Origin of the sequence: Xanthomonas arboricola pv. populi (assembly GCF_002939945.1) — a bacterium.
Classification (GTDB): Bacteria; Pseudomonadota; Gammaproteobacteria; order Xanthomonadales; family Xanthomonadaceae; genus Xanthomonas; species Xanthomonas arboricola_A.
On the sequence record NZ_MDEB01000003.1, the window covers coordinates 255605 to 273668 of the forward strand.

Below are 18064 nucleotides of genomic sequence, written 5' to 3' on the forward strand. Positions count from 1 at the left end.
CGCGCGCCATTCGCCCGCACTGTCGACCAGGCATTGCTATTCGGCGACTTCTTCCACCTGTTTGGGATGCGGCCGCGTCTCGGCCAACTGCCAGAAGATCAGTGTCGAGGACAAGGTGATGCCACCGACGCACAGGAAGGTCGCATGCAGCGCGGCGGTGGCGCCGTGGCTGTCGCCCAGATGCGTGTTGAAGGCGGCCAGCAGACTGCCCGCTGCCGCCGCGCCGAAGCCGGTGGCCAACATCATCACCATCGACAACAAACTATTGCCGGGGCTGGCCTGCTCGCGATCCAGGTCGCGCAGGGTCACGGTATTCATGACGGTGAACTGCAACGAGTTCACCGCGCCAAAGCAGGCCAGCTGCAGCAGCCGCAGCCCCAGCGGCTGGCCGACATCGATCAAGGCGAAACTGGCCATCGCCAGGCCCACCAGCACGGTATTGAGCATCAAGACGCGGCGGTAGCCGAAGCGGCCGACCAGCTTCACGGCGGCCCGCTTGGCGGCCATGCCGGCCAACGCCACCGGCACCATCATCAGCCCGGCATTCATCGGGCTCATGCCCAGGCCAACCTGCAGCAGCAGCGGAATCAGGAACGGCATCGAGCCGCTGCCCACCCGCGCGAACAGGTTGCCCAGGATGCCGATGCGATAGCTGGCCACCTTGAACAAGGCCAGCGGAAACAACGCCGCCGGGGTGCTGGCCGCATGCAACCAATAACCGGCCAACGCGGCGAGCCCGCCGATGGCCAGCAGCATGACAAACGCGTGGCGCAGGCCGAGTTCGGAGATGCCGTCCAACGCCAGCGACAGCGCCACCATGCCGAACGCCAGCATCAGATAGCCGATCAGATCGAAGCGCTGGCGCGCATCGCCGTAGTGGTCGGGCATGATCTTCAGCGCAGCGATGAAACCGATCACGCCGATCGGCAGGTTGATCAGGAACACCCAATGCCACGAGGCGACTTCCACCAGGTAGCCGCCCAGCGTGGGGCCGATGAGTGGGCCGATCAATGCGGGAATTGCGATGAAGCTCATCGCGCGCAGGAAGTCGGCGCGCGCCACGGTCTTGAGCACCGCCAGCCGGCCCACCGGCAGCAGCATCGCCCCACCGATGCCTTGCACCACGCGCGCGGCCACCAGTTGCGGCAGCTGCTGCGCGGCCGCGCACAGCAGCGAGCCCAGCGTGAACACGATGATCGCCGCCAGGAAGGTGCGCCGGGTACCGAAGCGGTCCGCAATCCAGCCCGATGCGGGAATGAACATCGCCACCGCCAGCGCATAACTGAAGACCACCGACTGCATCTGCAGCGGGCTCTCGTGCAGGCTGCGCGCCATCGACGGCAACGCCGTATTGACGATGGTGGCATCCAGCATCTGCATGAAGATCGCAAGCGACACCAGCCACAGCAGCGGCTTGATGGTGTCGTAGGCGCGCAAGGCGGGAACGGGCTGAGACATGGTGACCACTGTCGAGGAACTGGGCATTATCCCCGTGCCGATGTGCAGGAACTCAGAAAAACATGCGCATCCGCGGCCCAGGCATTCAACGCGTGTCCTGCAATCAGTCCATCACACCACGCTGGGATGGATCATCGCCTCACACCGCACGTCACGCTGGATCTAGCAGCGACCAACCGCGTGTAACGCACGCTTGGTCGCGTGGTGCATTAGCGCTTGCTCAGTGTCTGCACCGCTTCCACCAACACCCCAACATGTTCGGGATTCATGTCCGGCGACATGCCGTGGCCGAGATTGAAGATGTGACCTTCGCGCGAGCCGCCGTTGCCTTGTGCGTAGCTGTCCAGGGTCTTGCCGACTTCGGCGCGGATCGCCTCGGGCGAGCCGTACAGGGTGGCCGGGTCCAGGTTGCCCTGGAGTGCGACGCGGCCGCCGGCGCGCTGGGCAGCGTCGGCCAGCGAGATGGTCCAGTCCACACCTACCGCTTCGGCGCCGCTGGCCGCCAGCTCGCTGACGTAGGCACCGTTGCCCTTGCCGAACAACACCAATGGGGTGCGCTCGGCACCGTCGCCGCGCTCCAGCTCGCGCGCGATGCGGCTGAGGTAGGGCAGCGAGAATTCGCGGTACATCGCCGGCGACAGCACGCCGCCCCAGGTGTCGAACACCTGCAGCGCCTGCGCGCCGGCCGCGCGCTGTGCCGACAGGTAGGCGATCACGGCATCGGTGACGGTGCCGAGCAGGTGATGCAGCACGTCCGGCGCGTTGAACGCCATGGCCTTGATGCGCGCGTATTCCTTGCTGCCGCCGCCTTCGATCATGTAGCAGGCCAGTGTCCACGGGCTGCCGGAGAAGCCGATCAGCGGCACCGCGCCGTCCAGCTCACTGCGGATCAGGCGCACCGCATCCATCACGTAACGCAGCTCGGTTTCCATGTCCGGCACGCCCAGCCGATGGATCGCGGCGGCATCGCGCACCGGGTGGCGGAACTTGGGGCCTTCGCCTTCGACGAAATACAGCTCCAGGCCCATCGCATCGGGAATGGTCAGGATGTCGGAGAACAGGATCGCCGCGTCCAGCGGAAAGCGTTGCAGCGGCTGCAAGGTGACCTCGCAGGCGATCTCGGGGTTCTTGGCCATGCCCAGGAAACTGCCGGCGCGCGCGCGGGTGGCGCGGTATTCCGGCAGGTATCGGCCGGCCTGGCGCATCAGCCAAACGGGGGTGCGGTCCACGGGCTGGCGGTTGAGGGCGCGCAGCAGGCGATCGTTCTTGAGCATGGGAAGAGATGTCCTCAAAGCGGCGCGTCGGCGCCGCCGGTGATGAGTTGGAAGCCGCGTTTGAGGTGGGTGTCGCGCGCCTTGTCGAAGGCCCGGTCCGCTTCGTCCTGCAGCAGGTATTGGTCGCGTCGCAACTGCGAGCGTCCACCGATCTCGCCGCTCTCGCGCAGCAGCTCCCAGCCGCCGAACAGATCCGGTTGCAGGGTCAGCTGGACGTAGCGGAGCGGCGCGTTGCCGCCAGGATCGTGTTGCAAGTGGATGCGCATGACGCCGATTGTAGCCGGGCGGTGCTGAAGGCTGGGAGGCGGTGGGCGCGCCGGGTTGCTCCGGGTGCGAAGGTCCAGCGGGCAGTGCTGGCAACCGGTGCCGTGGATGCCCGCAGGCAGGCGCGTTGAGCGGGGGCTATCTGCCGAGTTGGTGACAGGCTGTCGACGCGGTGGCGGATAGGCGCTGCGGACGCAGTAGGGCGCGTCGGCAATGGCCGCGCGTGCCAGCGCGCTCTGCGCGAGCGACGTGCCGCCTCGCCTGCGCAGGCGAGGCGGCAGACAGGCATTGCGTAGGAGCGCACCTGGGCGCGATGGGGATTTACCGAGAAGGCCCCATCGCGCCCGGGGGCGCTTCTACAAATGCGCGGCCGTCCAGCGTTCCGTGCCTGCCTGGCCGGCAGGCCTCAGCCCGCCAGGATCTCCAGCACCGCCGCCTCGTCGACGTCAGGTACCACCTCGGCCTTGCCGATGCCGCGCCATAGCACCAGCCGCAGGCGGCCGGCGATGTTCTTCTTGTCCAGCCGCATGCGCCCCAGCAAGGCCTGCGGCGACAGGCCGGGCGGAATGTCGGTGGGCAGGTCGAAGTCGCGCAGCAGGGCGCGCAGCGCCTCGGTGTCCTGTGCAGCGCTCATGCCCAGCGCGGCCGACAGCCGGGCCGCCAGCACCATGCCCACCGCGACCGCTTCGCCATGGTTGAGGTTGTCGTTGCCGGGCGCGCCGTAGCCTTGTTCGGTCTCGATCGCATGGCCGAAGGTATGGCCCAGGTTGAGCAGGGCACGCTCGCCCTTTTCCAGCGGATCGCGCGCCACGATGTCGGCCTTGTGCTCGCAGCTGCGTGCGATCGCCTGTGCGAGGGCGTCGGCATCGCCCTCCAGCAGCGCCCGACGTTCGGCATGCAGCCACTGGAAGAACAGCGGGTCGCGGATGGCGCCGTACTTGATCACCTCGGCCAGCCCGGCGCGCAGCTCGCGCGCGGGCAGGGTATGCAAGGTATCGGTATCGGCGATCACGGCGCGTGGCGGATGGAACGCGCCGACCAGGTTCTTGCCCTGCGGGATGTCCACCGCGGTCTTGCCGCCGACCGAGGAGTCCACCATCGCCAGCAGGCTGGTGGGCAGTTGCACGCAATCCACCCCGCGCATCCAGCACGCCGCCGCGAACCCGGCCAGATCGCCGACCACGCCGCCGCCGAGCGCGAACACGCAGGCGTCGCGGGTGGCGCTCAGCTCGGCCAACGCCGCGATCGCGGCGCCGAAATTGTCCAGCGTCTTGGAGGCTTCGCCGGCGGCGATCACCAGCTCGCCCAGCTGCAGGTCCGGACGCGCCTGCAACAGCGCCTTGCGCACCCCGGCGGCGTAATGCGGGGCCACCTGCGAGTCGCTGAGCAGCAGCACGTGGCGACCGCGCACATGGCCGGCCAGACGTGCGCCGTCGGCCAGCAGGCCCGGCGCAATGGTGATGGTGTACGGCTGCGCGCCGTCGACATCGACGCTGCGCGAGGAACGGGGAAGTGTCATGCGGGGGTACTCGACATGCGCCATTGCGCGGCCAGGCGCAGCACCAGCTGCGCGGTGGCCTCGGCGGGGGAGAAGTGATCGGTTTCCAGGCTGAGGTCGGCGACCTCCTGGTACAGCGGGGTGCGCTGCGCGGCCATCGCATGCAGCACCTGCTCGCGGTCGGCGCGTTGCAACAGCGGCCGGTTGCGGTCGCGCGCCAGCCGGGTGAGCTGGGCCGGCACGCTGACGTGCAGGTACACCACGAACCCACGCGCGCGGATGCGCTGGCGGTTGAGCGGGTCCAGTACCGCGCCACCACCGGTGGAAATCAGCTTGTTGTCCTGCTCCAGCAGCGTCTGCAGGGTCTGGACCTCGTGTTGCCGGAACCGCGCTTCGCCGTGCTGCTCGAAAATGGCCGGAATGCTGCTGCCGACCTGCTCGACGATGGCCTGGTCCACATCGACGAACTCCAGCCCGAAGCGCTCGGCCAGGCGGCGGCCGATGCAGCTTTTTCCGGCGCCCATCGGGCCGACCATCACGAGATTGGGAGCGGGGTTCATGCGCAGGGATCGTAGCATTCGGGCCCGCGCATCGGGCCGGTCGGCATGGACTGAAACCATTCCGGCGCGGCGACCGTCGGCTGCGCGCAGCAGCATCGACGCCCGCGCTGCGCGGACAACGGCCGCAGCGACTGCTGAAGATCGATTGGCTGCACGCAACCTGTGGCGAGTGCTTGGCAGCCAGCGGCAGTGATGCGAAGACGCCGAAGAGCACACGCGCGACGTGCTTTTCAGGCGCCAGCCGCAGGTCCTGGCAGTGAGCGCGGGCCTGTCGACCGCCGCGCATAGGCGAAGCAGGCGCGATGCGCCCACAATAGGCGCCAATCTTGCTGCCCTCGCACCGTCATGACCGATCTGTACGCAGAAGCCCTTGCCACCTTTACCGCGCTGTACGCCGAAGCGCACGCCGGCGCCGAGCTCGAAGCCAGCGCAATGACCGTGGCCACTGCCAACGTGGACGGCCGGCCGAGCGCACGTACCGTCTTGCTCAAGGCCTTCGATGCGCGCGGGTTCGTGTTCTACACCCATCTGGACAGCGCCAAGGGCCGCGACCTGCAGACCCATCCGCAGGCCGCGCTGCTGTTCCTGTGGCGCAGCCTGCGCGAGGCCGGCATCCAGGTGCGCATCGAAGGCGGCGTGCAACTGGTCGGCGCGGAGGAATCCGATGCCTACTTCGCCTCGCGCCCGCGCATGAGCCAGATCGGCGCCTGGGCCTCGCTGCAGTCGCAGACGCTGGGCTCGCGCGAGGAGTTCGACGCGGCCATCGCCAAGGTCGAGGCCACCTTCGAGGGCCGCGCGGTGCCGCGCCCGGATGGCTGGGGCGGGTTCCGGGTGGTGCCGCAGGCGTTCGAGTTCTGGTATGGCGCCAGGTTCCGCCTGCACGAGCGCTGGCGTTACGAGGCCGATGCGGCCAGCCACTGGAGCAAGCGGATGCTGTATCCGTGAGCGTGCAGGCCGGGTGGCGAGGCCAGGGTTGCACGGAGCTGGCCTCCGATGCGCTGCTGGAAGACGGCGGCGCCCAGGCGGCGCGTGCGGCGTGCGGCTTCGAGCCAACTGAACGGGTGGTCTACTACCGCCTGCAGCTGGCCTGACCGGCTGACTTGCGGCCCTTTCTGCCGGTCGCGGACAGTCTGTAGTATGTCCGCCCATTGCACGGCTGCTGCTGCAAGACCGCCGCTGCATCTGCATCACCACCGCTGCATGACCAAAGGACAGGACATCGTATGACGCAGTACACCACTGTCGAATTGCACGGCCTGCTGGCCGAGCGCTACCGCGACCAGCCGATCGAGGTCGAGCTGATCGACGGGCTGGAACCGGCCATCAACCTCACCCTGGCCGAGCATGGCGACATGCAGATCCAGGTCGCCGCCTCCGGCTCGCAGGTGTTCGTTTCCACGCTGCTGGCCAACGCCGACCAGGTCAGCGACCGCGCGGCGTTCAACGACGCCTGCCTGCGGCTGAACCCGCTCAACCCCTTGTCCAACCTGGGCCTGGTGCAGGTCGACGGCAAGGATAGCTATGTGGTCTTCGGCGAACTGTCGGCGTCGTCCACGCTGGACCAGATCGACGAGGAAATCCAGACCCTGGCGGCCAATACGCTGGATGCCGCCGAATCTCTCAAGCCGTTCTTTTCCTAAAGGCGTGTTGTCATGAGTATCTTTTCAAAGCTGATCACGCTGCTGCGTGGCACTGCACACGAAACCGGCCAGAAGGCGGTCGACGCCAATGCGCTGCGCATCCTGGACCAGGAAATGCGCGATGCCGGCGCCCAGCTCACGCGCTCGCGCGAAGAGCTGACCAAGTTGATGGCGCAGAGCAAGCTCGCCCAGCAGAAGATCGACGCGCGCGCCGGCAAGATGGCCGAGTACACGCGCTATATCGAAGGTGCGCTGGCCAAGGGCGACGAATCGCTGGCCCATGATGTGGCGACCAAACTGGCCGCGCTGGAAAGCGAGGATGCCGGCGACAAGGCGTCCAAGACGTCGCTGGACCAGTCGGTGGTGACGCTCAAGGCCACCATCCAGAAGACCGAGAACCAGCTGCGCGGCATGCGCCAGCAGATCGACACGGTCAAAGCCACCGACGCGGTACAGAAGGCGCAGGCAGCGATTGCCGCGCGCCATTCCGGCGCCAGCAGCAAGATGGGCTCGGCACTGGAATCGCTGGAGCGGATCAAGGCGCGTCAGGCCGAAACCTCCGCACGCATCGAATCGGCCGAAGAGCTGGAAGCGTCCAGCGGTGATGGCGATCTGAACCGGCGTCTGGCCGCGGCCGGCCTGATGGAAGGCGAGTCCAACGCCGCCGCGGTGCTGGCGCGCTTCAAGAAGCCGGCCCAGCTCGGCCACGACAGCGCCAGCGGCAGCGCGCCGCTGATCGGCCAGGTGCGCGACGTGCAGCAGGTTCCGCGCAGCGACAGCTGATCCACCCCACGGCACAGGACGCGCCATGATCATCGTCGGACGCTTGATCCGGGTACTGCGGCGCCACGTGCGCCGCGTCAGCTGGGGCATGGTGGCGCTGGCATTGCTGGCGCACATGGGGCTGAGCTGGGTATTGCTGCTGCTGGCCGGCGAGTACAAGCTCGTCGGCCTGGACGCGTTTCCGTATTACTACATGACCACGGCCACCACCATCGGCTATGGCGACCTGTCGCCGGGCTCGGTGGCCGGGCGTTATATCGCCGCGTTCGTGTTGATGCCGGGTGCGGTGGCGCTGTTCGCCACGGTGCTGGCCAAGACCAGCGGCGTGCTCATCACTTTCTGGAGGCGCCACCACATGGGCAAGATGGCTTACGCCGATCTGCGCGGGCACACCATCCTGATCGGCTGGCAGGGCGCCGCCTCCACGCACTTGCTGGAGCTGCTGCTGTCCGACACCGCCACCGACGACGAAGGCGTGGTGCTGATCGCCGAGGGCGTGGCCGAGAACCCGATGCCCGACCACATGCGCTTCATCGCCGCCGAGTCGTACACGCATAGCGAGGTGTACCTGCGTGCCGGCATCGCGGGTGCGGCGCGGGTGATCGTCAACCCGCCCTCGGACGACCAGACCCTGGCGGCGGTGTTCGCGCTGATGGCGCACGCGCCGCGTGCGCACGTCGTGGCCCACTTCGACTCGGGCAGCGCCGCGCGGCTGGTCAATTGCCACTATCCGGCGATCGAATGCACACCGCCGATGACCGCCGAGATCCTGGCGCGCGCTGCGCAGGATCCGGGCAGCGCGGCGATCACCGCCGAGCTGCTGTCGGTGGACGATGGTCCGACCCAGTCCAGCCTGGCGGTTCCTGCGGATGTCGATCCGCTGGATTACCGCGTGCTGGCCGCCGACTTCAGCCAGCGTGGCACCCTGCTGCTGGGCCTGCGCGCGCCCGATGGCGCACCGCGCTTGAACCCGCCAGCACACACCGCCGTGCCGGCCGGTGCCATGCTGTATTCCCTGGCCGAGCAGCGCGTGCCCGTGCATGCCATCGCATGGCAGGCCCTGCGCGCCGCCGCCGTGTCCCGTTCCCCATCGCCACAAGGTGCATGACGATGCGTTTTTTCAGCAAGTTGTTCGGTCAACCGCAACCGCCGCCGTTGCCCAGCTCCGGCACGGGCGCCATCGGTCACGCGCTGCCGCTGGGGCTGCGTGTGGGTGGCCAGGTGGAGATCGACACCACGTTGTATCGCATGGCACCGGAGGCCATGACCGCCGAGCTGCCGGGCGGGCACCAGGGCATTCCGTGCTACGGCCACGTCAATCTGGGCGATGGCTATTCCCTGCATCGTTTCTACCTGGACGATGACGCGTTCCTGCAGGTCACCACGGTCGGCGGCGACCTGGAGGCGATGAAGGCCTTCGTGTATTGCGAGACGGTCAATCCGCCCAGCAAGCAGGCGTTTCAGGAGTTCGTGATGCAGCATCCGCATCTGGGTGCGGCGCAGATCGACTACGCCGGCAAGCGCTGGCAACGCGCCACGCAGTCCACCGACGATGCCGCGCGGATCCCGCCGATCGCCTACGACGAAGTGCTGTACCGCTATCAGCCGCCGCGCCGCGATGGCGATCTGACCCACTACGCCATGCTCTACAGCCGCGATGTGCCGGAGCTGCAGCGCGAGGAATTCCTGCTGGTCACCGGCGAGGATTCCGGCCCCAATGAATTCTGCGTCACCTATGCAGTCGGCATCGATGTCACCGTTGCCGATCTGGATATCACCTGAGCGTGCGCGCTCGTCTTCCACTTACCCTGGTCCTGTCATGAACCCGATCAACCTGCAGAGTTTTCTCGCGTTTCTTTCCTACTTCGGCACCGGCCTGGGCGTGTTGATCGTGGCGGTGGTGCTGGTGACCCTGGTCACCCCGCACAAGGATTTCACCCTGCTGCGGCAGGGCAACGTGGCGGCGGCCACCGCCCTGGCCGGCAACCTGATCGGTGTGGCATTGCCGCTGCATTCGGCCATCACCCATTCGGTGAGCCTGGTCGATGCGCTGATCTGGGGCGCGGTCGCCTGCGGCATCCAGATCGTGGCGTATCTGCTGGCCAACCTGGTGGCCGGCCGCATCTCGCGGCAGATCACCGACAACGTCACCGCCGCCGGCATCTTTTCGGCCGGCGTGTCGATCGCGGTCGGGCTGATCAATGCCGCGGCGATCACGCCGTAACGGAGCGCAGGCATGAAGCGATCACGCAACCTCAAGCTCACCCTGATGGCCGCATTGCCGGCCGCCCTCGTCACCGGCTGCGGTTCCGAACCGGAAACCGGCGTGGTGCTGCAGTCGGCCTCCGACTGCTACCAGATCAAGCAGGAACAGACCGACATCCAGCAATGCCTCAAGGCATACGACGAGGCGGTGACCAAGCATCAGCAGGCCGCGCCGCGCTTCAACACGCGCTACGAGTGCGACGAGCAGTTCGGCAGTTGCACGGCGGTGCAGACGGCCCAGGGCCAGCAGAGCTGGATCCCGCCGATGGGCGGGTTCCTGCTGGGCTACGCGTTGGGCAACATGACCGGTGGTGGCGGCTACCGCTATGGCGGCTCGATTCCGCTGTACCGTGATTACCGCAGCGGCGGGTACTACAAGCCCAATGGCGATCTGGCCAGCAACCGCATCGGCACCGTCCGCGGGCGCAGCGGCGCCATCGACATGCCATCGCGGGCAATCACCGTGTCGCGCTCGGGTTTCGGCTCCAGTGCGGCGGCGCGCAGCTCGTTCGGCAGCGGCGGGCGCAGCTCCGGATACGGCGGCTGACATGCAACGGATCGCAATCGCCGAGCGCCCGGACTGGCGCGAACAGGCCGAATCGCTCGGCTTCCATTTCCACACCATCGACGGCGAGCGGTACTGGGACGAAAGCGCGTATTACGCGTTTACGCTGCAGCAGATCGAGGACGACATCGAAGCGCCCACGCAGGAACTGCACGACATGGCGATGCAGTTGGTGGACGAGGTGGTGGGCTCGGAACAGCTGATGACGCAGCTGGCGATCCCGCCGTTCTACTGGGACTGGATCGCCACCTCGTGGAAGGACCGCGACCCGCATCTGTACGGCCGCATGGACCTGGCCTATGCCGGCAACGGCCCGGCCAAGCTCTACGAACTCAATTACGACACGCCGACCTCGCTGTACGAATCGGCGTATTTCCAGTGGCTATGGCTAGAGCAGCAGATTGCCGCCGGTGCGTTGCCCAAGGGCACCGATCAGTACAACCTGATCCAGGACCTGCTGTGCGAGACCCTGGGCGCGTTGGCCGCCGATGGTGCGCTCGGTGCGCAGATGCATTTCTCCGCAGTGCGCGATTCGCTGGAAGACCGCGCCACGGTGCGCTACCTGCGCGACTGCGCGCATCAGGTGGGCATCAGCACCGAGGAAGTGGCCATCGAAGACATCGGCCTGAGCGCCGATGGTTGGTTCACCGATGAGCAGGACCGGGTGATCCATACGCTGTTCAAGCTCTACCCGCTGGAATTCATGATGGAAGAACGCTTCGGGCCGGCATTGATTGCCAACCGTGTGCGCCTGATCGAGCCGGCGTGGAAATCGGTGCTGAGCAACAAGGGCATCCTGCCGCTGTTGTGGGAGCGGCATCAGGGCCATCCCAATCTGCTGCCGGCGCGCTTTGCGCAAACCGGCGAAGCGCCGACGGCAGGCTGGGTGCGCAAGCCGCTGCTGTCGCGCGAGGGCGCCAATATCTCCCTGATCACCGCACAGGGCGACGCTGTGCACACCGACGGCCCGTATGTGGACGGGCCGGCGATCCTGCAGGCGCATCATCCGTTGCCGGTGTTCGATGGGCGGCACGCCCTGGTCGGCAGTTGGGTGGTCGCCGATCGTCCGGCCGGGCTGGGCATGCGCGACGACGATGGCCCGATCACCCGCGACACCTCGCGCTTCGTGCCGCACGTGATCGTGGACTGATGCAGCAGTGATTGCGCATCGCCGCTGCGACGTGGCGATGCCGTGTGTCGTTATTGCCTGGCGTCTGGTGACGCGTGGGGATCGTCTTGTGCTTAGCCGCGTCGGACGCCACGGTTCGCGCTGCGTGACGCAGCTGCCGCTCCGCATCGCCTGACACGCGCTGCAGTGGCGCGCAAGTCCTGCGCGGCCTGCCGGGCAGCGCGGGTTTTCCACACCCCCTGTGGATGGAACTTGCACAAGGCTGTGGACAAGTGGGTGCAGGCCCCGGCCTGCAACGCTGTCAAGATGGGTGGCGAAAAAATGACCAGTCGCCCGCGGTTGCGTTTTTTCAGTCTCGATCGCAGCGATCTCGACAGGATCGGCAAAGTCGGTTGCGCCTTGATCACTGCGATGTCCTGACCTGCAGTGCGCCGTGCCAACGCGCAGTGGTGAGCATACGGATCCTGCAAGCCATGCAGGGCGCACGCGCGGTGCATGCGAGGCGAGCGATACGCATCGACCGACCGCGATGTGCCAGCGCTCGCGACCGGTGCTCCCTTGCTTCGACACCTTGCGCACGCCGCACACCGCGCGCCCTTCACACCCGCCGCGCCACGAAAAAGCCTGCCACAGCCAGCAGCCACGCCAAGGCAAACACGCTCAGGTAGGCGGCCGCAGTCGCCCAGGCCAGCAGGGCGGCAAACAATGCGCCGGCCAGCGCCAGCATGCCGGCCACCGCGATCGCCTCGCTCAATTGCAGCGCCGAACTGTTGGCGCCTTGTTGCGCTGGCGGCGACAGCGACAACGTCAACACCGACAGGCTCGGATACAGCAGGCCCATGCCCAGGCCGGTCAGCGCCCAGCCGGCAATCGCCACCGGCACCGGGATGACCGGCCACACCGCACCTGCGCTGATCACGATGCCCAGCGACATGAAGCACGCACCGGTCTTGAGCAGGCGTGGGCGCGACCAGCCGGCGCGGCTATGGCCCTGGTACCAGGAGCCACTGAACCAGCCCAGCGCACCGACGCTCAGCGCCACGCCGGCCAGCAGCGGCGAGAGGCCGCGCTCGCGCGACAGCAGCAACGGCAGGAACGCTTCGAACCCGAAGAAGGCCGCCGCCGCGATACCGCGCAGCGCGATCACGCTGGGCAGCCCACGCGCAAGCCGCAGCGTGCCGGTCGGCAACAGCTGCCAGGCGCAGCACACGCTGAGCACCAGTGCCGGCGCCATCGCCAGCAACGCGCTCAGGCCATGCAGCTGTCCGCCCAGATACACGCCGAGCACGCCCAAGGCCGCGCCTATCGCCCAGCGCAACGCGGAATGCGATGCGCCGGTGGTGTCGCTCGACCACGTGCGCCCACGGATCGCCGGCCACAGCATCAACCCGGCCGGAATCGCCAGCAGCGGCACCGACAGGAACACCCAGCGCCAGCCCACGTGCTGCACGATCAACCCGCTGATGCCTGGCCCGATCAACGAGGGCACCACCCAGCCGGCCGAAAACGCGGCAAACACGCGCGGCCGCAAGGCGTCCGGATACAGGCGCCCGACGATCACGTACAGCGCCACCGAATACGCGCCGGCGCCCAGGCCCTGCAGCAGGCGCCCGGCAATCAGCACGGGCATGCTCGGTGCCAGTCCTGCCACCAGCAGGCCGATCACGAAACACAGCAGGCCGTAAGCCAGCGCGCCGCCCGGGCCGCGACGATCGCTCCAGCGCCCGGCAGCCGTCATGCCGACCACGCTGGTCGCTAGGGTGCCGCCAAATGCCAGCGCGTACAGTGGCAGGCCGTTCAATGCGCGCGCGACGGTCGGCATGGCGGCGGCCACCGCCAGCGATTCGAAGGCATTGAGCGACACCAGCGCCACCATGCCCAGCGTTGCGGCACGGTACGGAGCGGCCAGGATGGAGCTGGGTCGGGTGTCGCCAGGTGAGCTGGCGGGCAGGGCGGTATCGGTGGGCATCAAACATCCAGGACGGCAGTGTGTAGGGCCATGACGACGGTGCTTGCACCGGTCGTGGCGGCGCAGCATCCTGCCTCAACCAAGGTTGAGGTCAAGGCAATGCAGCGTGAGTTGTCCGTGGGCGAGGTGGCCAGGCGTAGTGGCGTGGCGGTGTCGGCATTGCATTTTTACGAGCGCAAGGGCCTGATCCAAAGCCTGCGCACGGCAGGAAACCAGCGTCGCTATGCGCGCGACGTGCTGCGGCGCATCGCCGTGATCCGCGTCGCGCAACGGCTCGGGGTGCCGTTGCAGCAGGTGCTGGATGCGTTCTCGGTGCTGCCGGACCAGCGTACGCCCACACGTGCGGAATGGGCACGCATGTCGGCGCGTTGGCGTGGGCAGCTGGATGCGCGCATTGCCGAGCTGCAGGCCTTGCGCGACCAGCTCACCGACTGCATCGGCTGCGGCTGTCTGTCGCTGCGCCGCTGCCGGTTGAGCAATCCGGGCGATACGCTGGCCGAAGGTGGGGATGGCGCGTTGCGACTGTCGCCACTTGCTGCCGAGTGAGGTGGCGCGCGCGGGCTGCGCCGCCGCCGGGGCAGCGCTGGCATGATCGGCCTTTGCAGATCGCGCACGGACCACGGCGGCTGCGCCGTTTCTACGCCCCGGACAGCCTGTCACCCTCAAGGGTTCAATGCCGCAACCGGGACCAATGGCAGTGCCGTGAGGGGCAAAGGCGACCGTAGGATGGGGATCCCCCTCCACCGCAGGACTTCACGCATGTTCCCCACTTTGCGCCGATCGCTCGCCGTCGCGCTGTCGCTGGCGTGCATCACCGCGTACGCGCATGCCGCGCCCGCAACCAGCGCCGCCGCGCCGCCGAGCGCTTTCGACCCGCTGGCCCTGTTCGCGCCGCTGCAACTGCCCGATGCACCCAACGCCTACCGCAGCGGCAGCGGCGTCCCCGGCCCGTTGTTCTGGCAGAACCGTGCCGACTACACCCTCAACGCCAGCATCGACCCGGCGACGCACACGCTCACGGGCGAGGCGGCGATCCACTACACCAACCGCAGCCCGGACACGCTGGACGTGCTGTGGCTGCAGCTGGACCAGAACATCTACCGCGCCGATGCCCGCGCTGCCGCCAGCCGGCCGTCGCGCCGCACCCGGTTCACCGACGGCATGCAGATCGCCAGCGTCGAGATCGACGATGGCGGGCGTCGCCAGCCTGCGCACTTCGTCGTCGACGACACCCGCATGCGGGTGGACCTGCCGCAGCCGTTGGCGGGGCAGGGCAAGGCACTGACCGTGCATGTCCGCTACCGCTACACGATTCCGGGCACCTGGGGCGGGCGCACCGCGGTCAGCGCCAGTAAGCGGGGCGAGATCTACGAGATCGCGCAGTGGTATCCGCGCATGGCCGTCTACGACGATCTGCGCGGCTGGGACACGCAGCCGTACCTGGGCTCGGAGTTCTATCTGGAATACGGCGACTTCGACTATGCGGTGACCGTGCCGGAGGGCTTTCTGGTGGCCGGTTCCGGCACGCTGACCAATCCGGCCGAGGTGCTCAGCCGCAGGGAGCAGCAACGCCTGCAACAGGCACGCGGCAGCGATCGCACGGTGCTGATCCGTACGCCTGAGGAAGTGAGCGCGCGCGCTGCCAAGCCAGCGGGGAGCGCCACGCGCACCTGGCGCTTCCATATGGACAACACCCGCGATGTGGCGTTTGCCGCATCGCCTGCGTTTGTGTGGGATGCGGCGCGCATCAAGTTGCCGGGCGGCAAGCAGTCGCTGGCGATGTCGGTGTATCCGCTGGAAGGCGTTGGCGCTGACAAGTGGAACCGCTCCACCGAATACGTCAAGGGCGCGATCGAACATTTCTCGCAGTGGTACCCGTATCCCTGGCCGGCCGCGATCAACCTGGGCGGGTACGGTGCCGGCATGGAGTATCCCGGCATCGTCTTCGATGGTTTCGAAGACAGCGGCAAGGAATTGTTCTGGATCACCGCGCACGAGATCGGCCACACCTGGTTCCCGATGATCGTCGGCTCCAACGAGCGCCGCCACGCGTTCATGGACGAAGGCTTCAATACCTTCATCGACGTCTATGCGTCCGATGCGTTCAACAAGGGCGAGTACGCGCCCAAGCGCGACTCGGAATATGCGCCCAAGGGCGGCAACCCGGTCGACGAAATCCTGCCGCTGCTGGCCGATACCGGCGCGCCGACGTTGATGGACAACGCCGATTCCACCAGCGAGACCTACCGTCATTCGTTGACCTATTTCAAGGGTGCGCTGGGATTGGTGCTGTTGCGCGAGCAGATCCTGGGGCCGAAACGCTTCGATCCGGCCTTCCGCAAATACATCGCGACCTGGGCCTATAAACACCCCACGCCGTCGGACTTCTTCCGGCTGATGGAAAGCGAGAGTGGCGAGAATCTGGCCTGGTGGTGGCGCGGTTGGTATCTCAACAACTGGCAGCTGGATATGGGCATCAGCGAGGCCCATTACGTCGATCACGATCCTGCCAAGGGCCTGCAACTCACGCTGCGCAGCAGCCAGAAACTGGTGATGCCGGTGACCGTGCGGGTGGACCTGGCCGACGGCAGTCATCTGGACCGCCGCGTGCCGGTGGAAACCTGGCTGCAGAACACCGCGCCCAGGCTGACGCTGCCGACCACGCAGAAAGTGCTGCATGTGACGCTGGATCCGGACCATGTATTGCCCGATGCCCAGCGTGGCGACAATCAGGTCAATACGATCGGCTAGCAGTTGCCGATGCGAGCATCCCCTTCGGCAGCACCAGGCAAAGCACGCTGGTGTGCGCCTTCCATCATCTATGGCTGGAAAGCCAGCGCCGCGGCATGCCGGGCACATTTGGCAATTACTGCATGGAAACCGTGGCCTCGCGCGTGGACCGTTTCGCACTATTGCGCGAGCCCGCAGTCAATTACGCCTATCACCTGGATGCGGCGCTGTATGCCAGGTTCCTGCGCACGCGCAGCGAGGCCTGCGGTGTCAGGCGCATCGAAGGCAGGATCCGGCAGGTAATGCTGCAACCGGACAGTGGCGATGTCGCCAGCCTGCTGCTGGAAGACGGGCAGGTGATCGAGGGCGATCTGTTCGTCGATTGCAGCGGCTTTCGCGGCCTGCCGATCGAACAGGCGCTGCACACCGGTTACGAAGACTGGAGCCATTGGTTGCCCTGCGACCGCGCCGTTGCGGTGCAGACCGAAGCGCTCGGCCCGCGGTGCCGTACACCCGCGCCATCGCGCACGAGGCCGGATGGCGTTGGCATATTCCATTGCAGCATCGTGTGGGAAACGGTCTGGTATTTTCCAGCAAGCACCTGTCCGACGACGAGGGGCATGCCAAGCTGCTGCGCGATGTGGCCGCGCCTGCGCTGAAGGATCCCTGGCTGGTGCAGTTCCGCACCGGCCGCCGTCGCAAGGCCTGGAACAGGAATGGGGTGTCGCTGGGCCTGGCCAGCGGCTTCATCGAACCACTGGAATCCACCAGCATCCATCTCACCATTGCCGCGGTGGTGCGTCTGATCACCTTGTTCCCTGCAGATGGCATCGCGCCCTCGCAGGTGGGCCTGTTCAACGACATCAGCCGCGCCGAGATGGAGCACGTGCGCGACTTCATCATGCTGCATTACCACGCCACCCAGCGCGACGAACCGCTGTGGCGCCAGTGCCGCGCGATGGAGCTGCCCGCATCGCTCGCGTTGCGCCTGCGCGCCTGGCGCGAACGCGCACATGCCTGGCAAGCGGCCGATGAACTGTTCCGCGTCGACGCCTGGACCCACGTCTTGATGGGGCAGGGCGTCGTGCCCGCGCAGCATCACCCGCTGGCGCGCGCAGTGTCCGATCGCGATCTGCATCGCCTGCTCGACGGCATTGCCCAGCCGATCCGGCACGCGGTGGACCAGATGCCCTCGCAGCAGGCGTTTATCGACGCGTATTGCAAGGCAGGGGCGAGCGTGTGGGGCCTGCGCAGTCCGGTGATGACTTAGAGCGGCCGGCAAAAGGTCGCCCTTACTGACCGCAGTGCGCGGCCAGATCGATTTGCGACTGCGTAACGCAAGGCGCCAGGGCATGCCCGCATCCGGATGTCAGGAGGCCGCAATTGCGGCGCACCCCATGTGTAGAGCGACCTGTCCGATGACTTGATCTGAATCGGTCACGCCGATCCATCCGTCGCCTTCGAACGGTGAGCTTTCATCGTTTGCCGTCAGAGCTCCTGTGCGATGAACTCGTTCAACGCAGGCGAACGATAAAACGCCATGCATTGCGCGAAGATCCTGTTGAACGGGCCCCGGCGCGCTTCGTCCTTCATCGGCACGTCGGCACGATGGAAGTCTGCCGTCTGCTCGGCCACGAAGCGATGCAGGCGGTCGGTGGCACCAGCCTTGGTATTGTCGAGCGCATAGGTCGTCAGCAGATACGAGCGATCGCGCAGTTGGTCGGAGGTGTATTTGCCGCTGCGCTCATAGTTGTTGTCCAGGCACAGCTGGAGCGCGTAGGCCTTGACGTCGTCGCGAGGAGCTGGCTTGCCGGCCGCGCTGGCGGTGACCTGTAGCGACAAGGCCAGGAGTGCAGTTGCGGCGATGAGGTGAGGATTGCGTTGAACGGGCATGCCGATCCAGGTGAAGGACGATCTGCCCAGTCTGCA

General features: G+C 67.0%; 18 protein-coding genes and 1 pseudogene. 12 read left to right on the forward strand and 7 right to left on the reverse strand.

What is annotated here, in order from left to right:
• Positions 1–36: 36 nt before the first annotated feature.
• The 5 genes from mdtD to XaplCFBP3123_RS10475 form a co-directional block, all read right to left on the reverse strand.
• The gene (gene mdtD, locus XaplCFBP3123_RS10455) at positions 37–1458 is read right to left on the reverse strand and encodes a multidrug transporter subunit MdtD (protein WP_104533986.1); all 1422 of its coding nucleotides are present in this window, start codon (positions 1456–1458) and stop codon (positions 37–39) included.
• A 209-nt stretch (positions 1459–1667) separates the two neighbouring features.
• A complete protein-coding gene (gene hemE, locus XaplCFBP3123_RS10460; protein ID WP_104533987.1) occupies positions 1668–2732 on the reverse strand; it encodes a uroporphyrinogen decarboxylase in 1065 nt (354 codons plus the stop codon).
• Positions 2733–2746: 14 nt separating this feature from the next.
• Positions 2747–2998 carry a WGR domain-containing protein gene (locus XaplCFBP3123_RS10465; RefSeq protein ID WP_104533988.1) on the reverse strand — a complete coding sequence of 84 codons (252 nt, stop codon included), beginning with the start codon at positions 2996–2998 and terminating at the stop codon, positions 2747–2749.
• A 404-nt stretch (positions 2999–3402) separates the two neighbouring features.
• The gene (aroB, locus tag XaplCFBP3123_RS10470; protein ID WP_104533989.1) at positions 3403–4515 is read right to left on the reverse strand and encodes a 3-dehydroquinate synthase; all 1113 of its coding nucleotides are present in this window, start codon (positions 4513–4515) and stop codon (positions 3403–3405) included.
• On the reverse strand, positions 4512–5054 hold the full coding sequence (locus XaplCFBP3123_RS10475; RefSeq protein WP_047129095.1) for a shikimate kinase: 543 nt from the start codon (positions 5052–5054) through the stop codon (positions 4512–4514). The genes aroB and XaplCFBP3123_RS10475 overlap by 4 nt, the downstream gene beginning before the upstream one ends.
• Before the next feature lie 345 nt (positions 5055–5399).
• Between XaplCFBP3123_RS10475 and pdxH the strand changes: the two genes are divergently transcribed.
• From pdxH to XaplCFBP3123_RS10520, 9 genes are all read left to right on the forward strand, one after another.
• Positions 5400–5999 (forward strand): pyridoxamine 5'-phosphate oxidase, encoded by a 600-nt coding sequence (gene pdxH, locus XaplCFBP3123_RS10480; protein WP_104533990.1) that lies wholly within the window; start codon positions 5400–5402, stop codon positions 5997–5999.
• On the forward strand, positions 5996–6145 hold the full coding sequence (locus XaplCFBP3123_RS10485) for a hypothetical protein (RefSeq protein WP_429001623.1): 150 nt from the start codon (positions 5996–5998) through the stop codon (positions 6143–6145). Before pdxH ends, XaplCFBP3123_RS10485 begins: the two co-directional genes overlap by 4 nt.
• A 132-nt stretch (positions 6146–6277) precedes the next feature.
• Positions 6278–6694 (forward strand): YjfI family protein, encoded by a 417-nt coding sequence (locus XaplCFBP3123_RS10490; RefSeq protein ID WP_104533991.1) that lies wholly within the window; start codon positions 6278–6280, stop codon positions 6692–6694.
• 12 nt (positions 6695–6706) lie between these two features.
• Complete coding sequence (locus XaplCFBP3123_RS10495; RefSeq protein WP_104533992.1) at positions 6707–7477, forward strand: PspA/IM30 family protein; 771 nt, start codon at positions 6707–6709, stop codon at positions 7475–7477.
• A 25-nt stretch (positions 7478–7502) separates the two neighbouring features.
• Entirely contained in the window at positions 7503–8585 is a 1083-nt protein-coding gene (locus XaplCFBP3123_RS10500) for an ion channel (protein WP_104533993.1), read from the forward strand.
• The gene (locus XaplCFBP3123_RS10505) at positions 8582–9259 is read left to right on the forward strand and encodes a YjfK family protein (RefSeq protein ID WP_172453201.1); all 678 of its coding nucleotides are present in this window, start codon (positions 8582–8584) and stop codon (positions 9257–9259) included. Before XaplCFBP3123_RS10500 ends, XaplCFBP3123_RS10505 begins: the two co-directional genes overlap by 4 nt.
• Before the next feature lie 37 nt (positions 9260–9296).
• Positions 9297–9701 carry a DUF350 domain-containing protein gene (locus XaplCFBP3123_RS10510; protein WP_047126964.1) on the forward strand — a complete coding sequence of 135 codons (405 nt, stop codon included), beginning with the start codon at positions 9297–9299 and terminating at the stop codon, positions 9699–9701.
• A gap of 12 nt (positions 9702–9713) precedes the next feature.
• Positions 9714–10289 (forward strand): DUF1190 domain-containing protein, encoded by a 576-nt coding sequence (locus tag XaplCFBP3123_RS10515; protein WP_054591475.1) that lies wholly within the window; start codon positions 9714–9716, stop codon positions 10287–10289.
• A 1-nt stretch (position 10290) separates the two neighbouring features.
• Positions 10291–11457 carry a glutathionylspermidine synthase family protein gene (locus tag XaplCFBP3123_RS10520; RefSeq protein ID WP_104533995.1) on the forward strand — a complete coding sequence of 389 codons (1167 nt, stop codon included), beginning with the start codon at positions 10291–10293 and terminating at the stop codon, positions 11455–11457.
• A 577-nt stretch (positions 11458–12034) separates the two neighbouring features.
• Here XaplCFBP3123_RS10520 and XaplCFBP3123_RS10525 read toward each other — a convergent pair.
• Positions 12035–13405, reverse strand: coding sequence for an MFS transporter (locus XaplCFBP3123_RS10525; RefSeq protein ID WP_104533996.1), 1371 nt, complete (start codon positions 13403–13405; stop codon positions 12035–12037).
• A gap of 99 nt (positions 13406–13504) precedes the next feature.
• On the opposite strand from XaplCFBP3123_RS10525, the gene soxR reads away from it, so the two are divergent.
• From soxR to XaplCFBP3123_RS10540, 3 genes and pseudogenes are all read left to right on the forward strand, one after another.
• Positions 13505–13951 (forward strand): redox-sensitive transcriptional activator SoxR, encoded by a 447-nt coding sequence (gene soxR, locus XaplCFBP3123_RS10530; protein WP_104534241.1) that lies wholly within the window; start codon positions 13505–13507, stop codon positions 13949–13951.
• Positions 13952–14164: 213 nt separating this feature from the next.
• A complete protein-coding gene (locus XaplCFBP3123_RS10535) occupies positions 14165–16156 on the forward strand; it encodes a M1 family metallopeptidase (protein ID WP_104533997.1) in 1992 nt (663 codons plus the stop codon).
• Positions 16157–16176: 20 nt separating this feature from the next.
• Positions 16177–17405, forward strand: a pseudogene (locus XaplCFBP3123_RS10540) (tryptophan halogenase family protein); the annotation flags it as partial.
• A 218-nt stretch (positions 17406–17623) separates the two neighbouring features.
• On the opposite strand, the gene XaplCFBP3123_RS10545 reads toward XaplCFBP3123_RS10540, so the two are convergent.
• Complete coding sequence (locus tag XaplCFBP3123_RS10545) at positions 17624–18028, reverse strand: hypothetical protein (protein ID WP_104533998.1); 405 nt, start codon at positions 18026–18028, stop codon at positions 17624–17626.
• Positions 18029–18064: the final 36 nt, after the last annotated feature.

Excerpts from the sequence above, each read along its gene's own strand:
- mdtD (WP_104533986.1), bottom strand. The coding sequence starts at position 1,458 with ATGTCTCAGCCCGTTCCCGCCTTGCGCGCCTACGACACCATCAAGCCG.
- hemE (WP_104533987.1), bottom strand. The coding sequence starts at position 2,732 with ATGCTCAAGAACGATCGCCTGCTGCGCGCCCTCAACCGCCAGCCCGTG.
- XaplCFBP3123_RS10465 (WP_104533988.1), bottom strand. The coding sequence starts at position 2,998 with ATGCGCATCCACTTGCAACACGATCCTGGCGGCAACGCGCCGCTCCGC.
- aroB (WP_104533989.1), bottom strand. The coding sequence starts at position 4,515 with ATGACACTTCCCCGTTCCTCGCGCAGCGTCGATGTCGACGGCGCGCAG.
- XaplCFBP3123_RS10475 (WP_047129095.1), bottom strand. The coding sequence starts at position 5,054 with ATGAACCCCGCTCCCAATCTCGTGATGGTCGGCCCGATGGGCGCCGGA.
- pdxH (WP_104533990.1), top strand. The coding sequence starts at position 5,400 with ATGACCGATCTGTACGCAGAAGCCCTTGCCACCTTTACCGCGCTGTAC.
- XaplCFBP3123_RS10490 (WP_104533991.1), top strand. The coding sequence starts at position 6,278 with ATGACGCAGTACACCACTGTCGAATTGCACGGCCTGCTGGCCGAGCGC.
- XaplCFBP3123_RS10495 (WP_104533992.1), top strand. The coding sequence starts at position 6,707 with ATGAGTATCTTTTCAAAGCTGATCACGCTGCTGCGTGGCACTGCACAC.
- XaplCFBP3123_RS10500 (WP_104533993.1), top strand. The coding sequence starts at position 7,503 with ATGATCATCGTCGGACGCTTGATCCGGGTACTGCGGCGCCACGTGCGC.
- XaplCFBP3123_RS10505 (WP_172453201.1), top strand. The coding sequence starts at position 8,582 with ATGACGATGCGTTTTTTCAGCAAGTTGTTCGGTCAACCGCAACCGCCG.
- XaplCFBP3123_RS10510 (WP_047126964.1), top strand. The coding sequence starts at position 9,297 with ATGAACCCGATCAACCTGCAGAGTTTTCTCGCGTTTCTTTCCTACTTC.
- XaplCFBP3123_RS10515 (WP_054591475.1), top strand. The coding sequence starts at position 9,714 with ATGAAGCGATCACGCAACCTCAAGCTCACCCTGATGGCCGCATTGCCG.
- XaplCFBP3123_RS10520 (WP_104533995.1), top strand. The coding sequence starts at position 10,291 with ATGCAACGGATCGCAATCGCCGAGCGCCCGGACTGGCGCGAACAGGCC.
- XaplCFBP3123_RS10525 (WP_104533996.1), bottom strand. The coding sequence starts at position 13,405 with ATGCCCACCGATACCGCCCTGCCCGCCAGCTCACCTGGCGACACCCGA.
- soxR (WP_104534241.1), top strand. The coding sequence starts at position 13,505 with ATGCAGCGTGAGTTGTCCGTGGGCGAGGTGGCCAGGCGTAGTGGCGTG.
- XaplCFBP3123_RS10535 (WP_104533997.1), top strand. The coding sequence starts at position 14,165 with ATGTTCCCCACTTTGCGCCGATCGCTCGCCGTCGCGCTGTCGCTGGCG.
- XaplCFBP3123_RS10545 (WP_104533998.1), bottom strand. The coding sequence starts at position 18,028 with ATGCCCGTTCAACGCAATCCTCACCTCATCGCCGCAACTGCACTCCTG.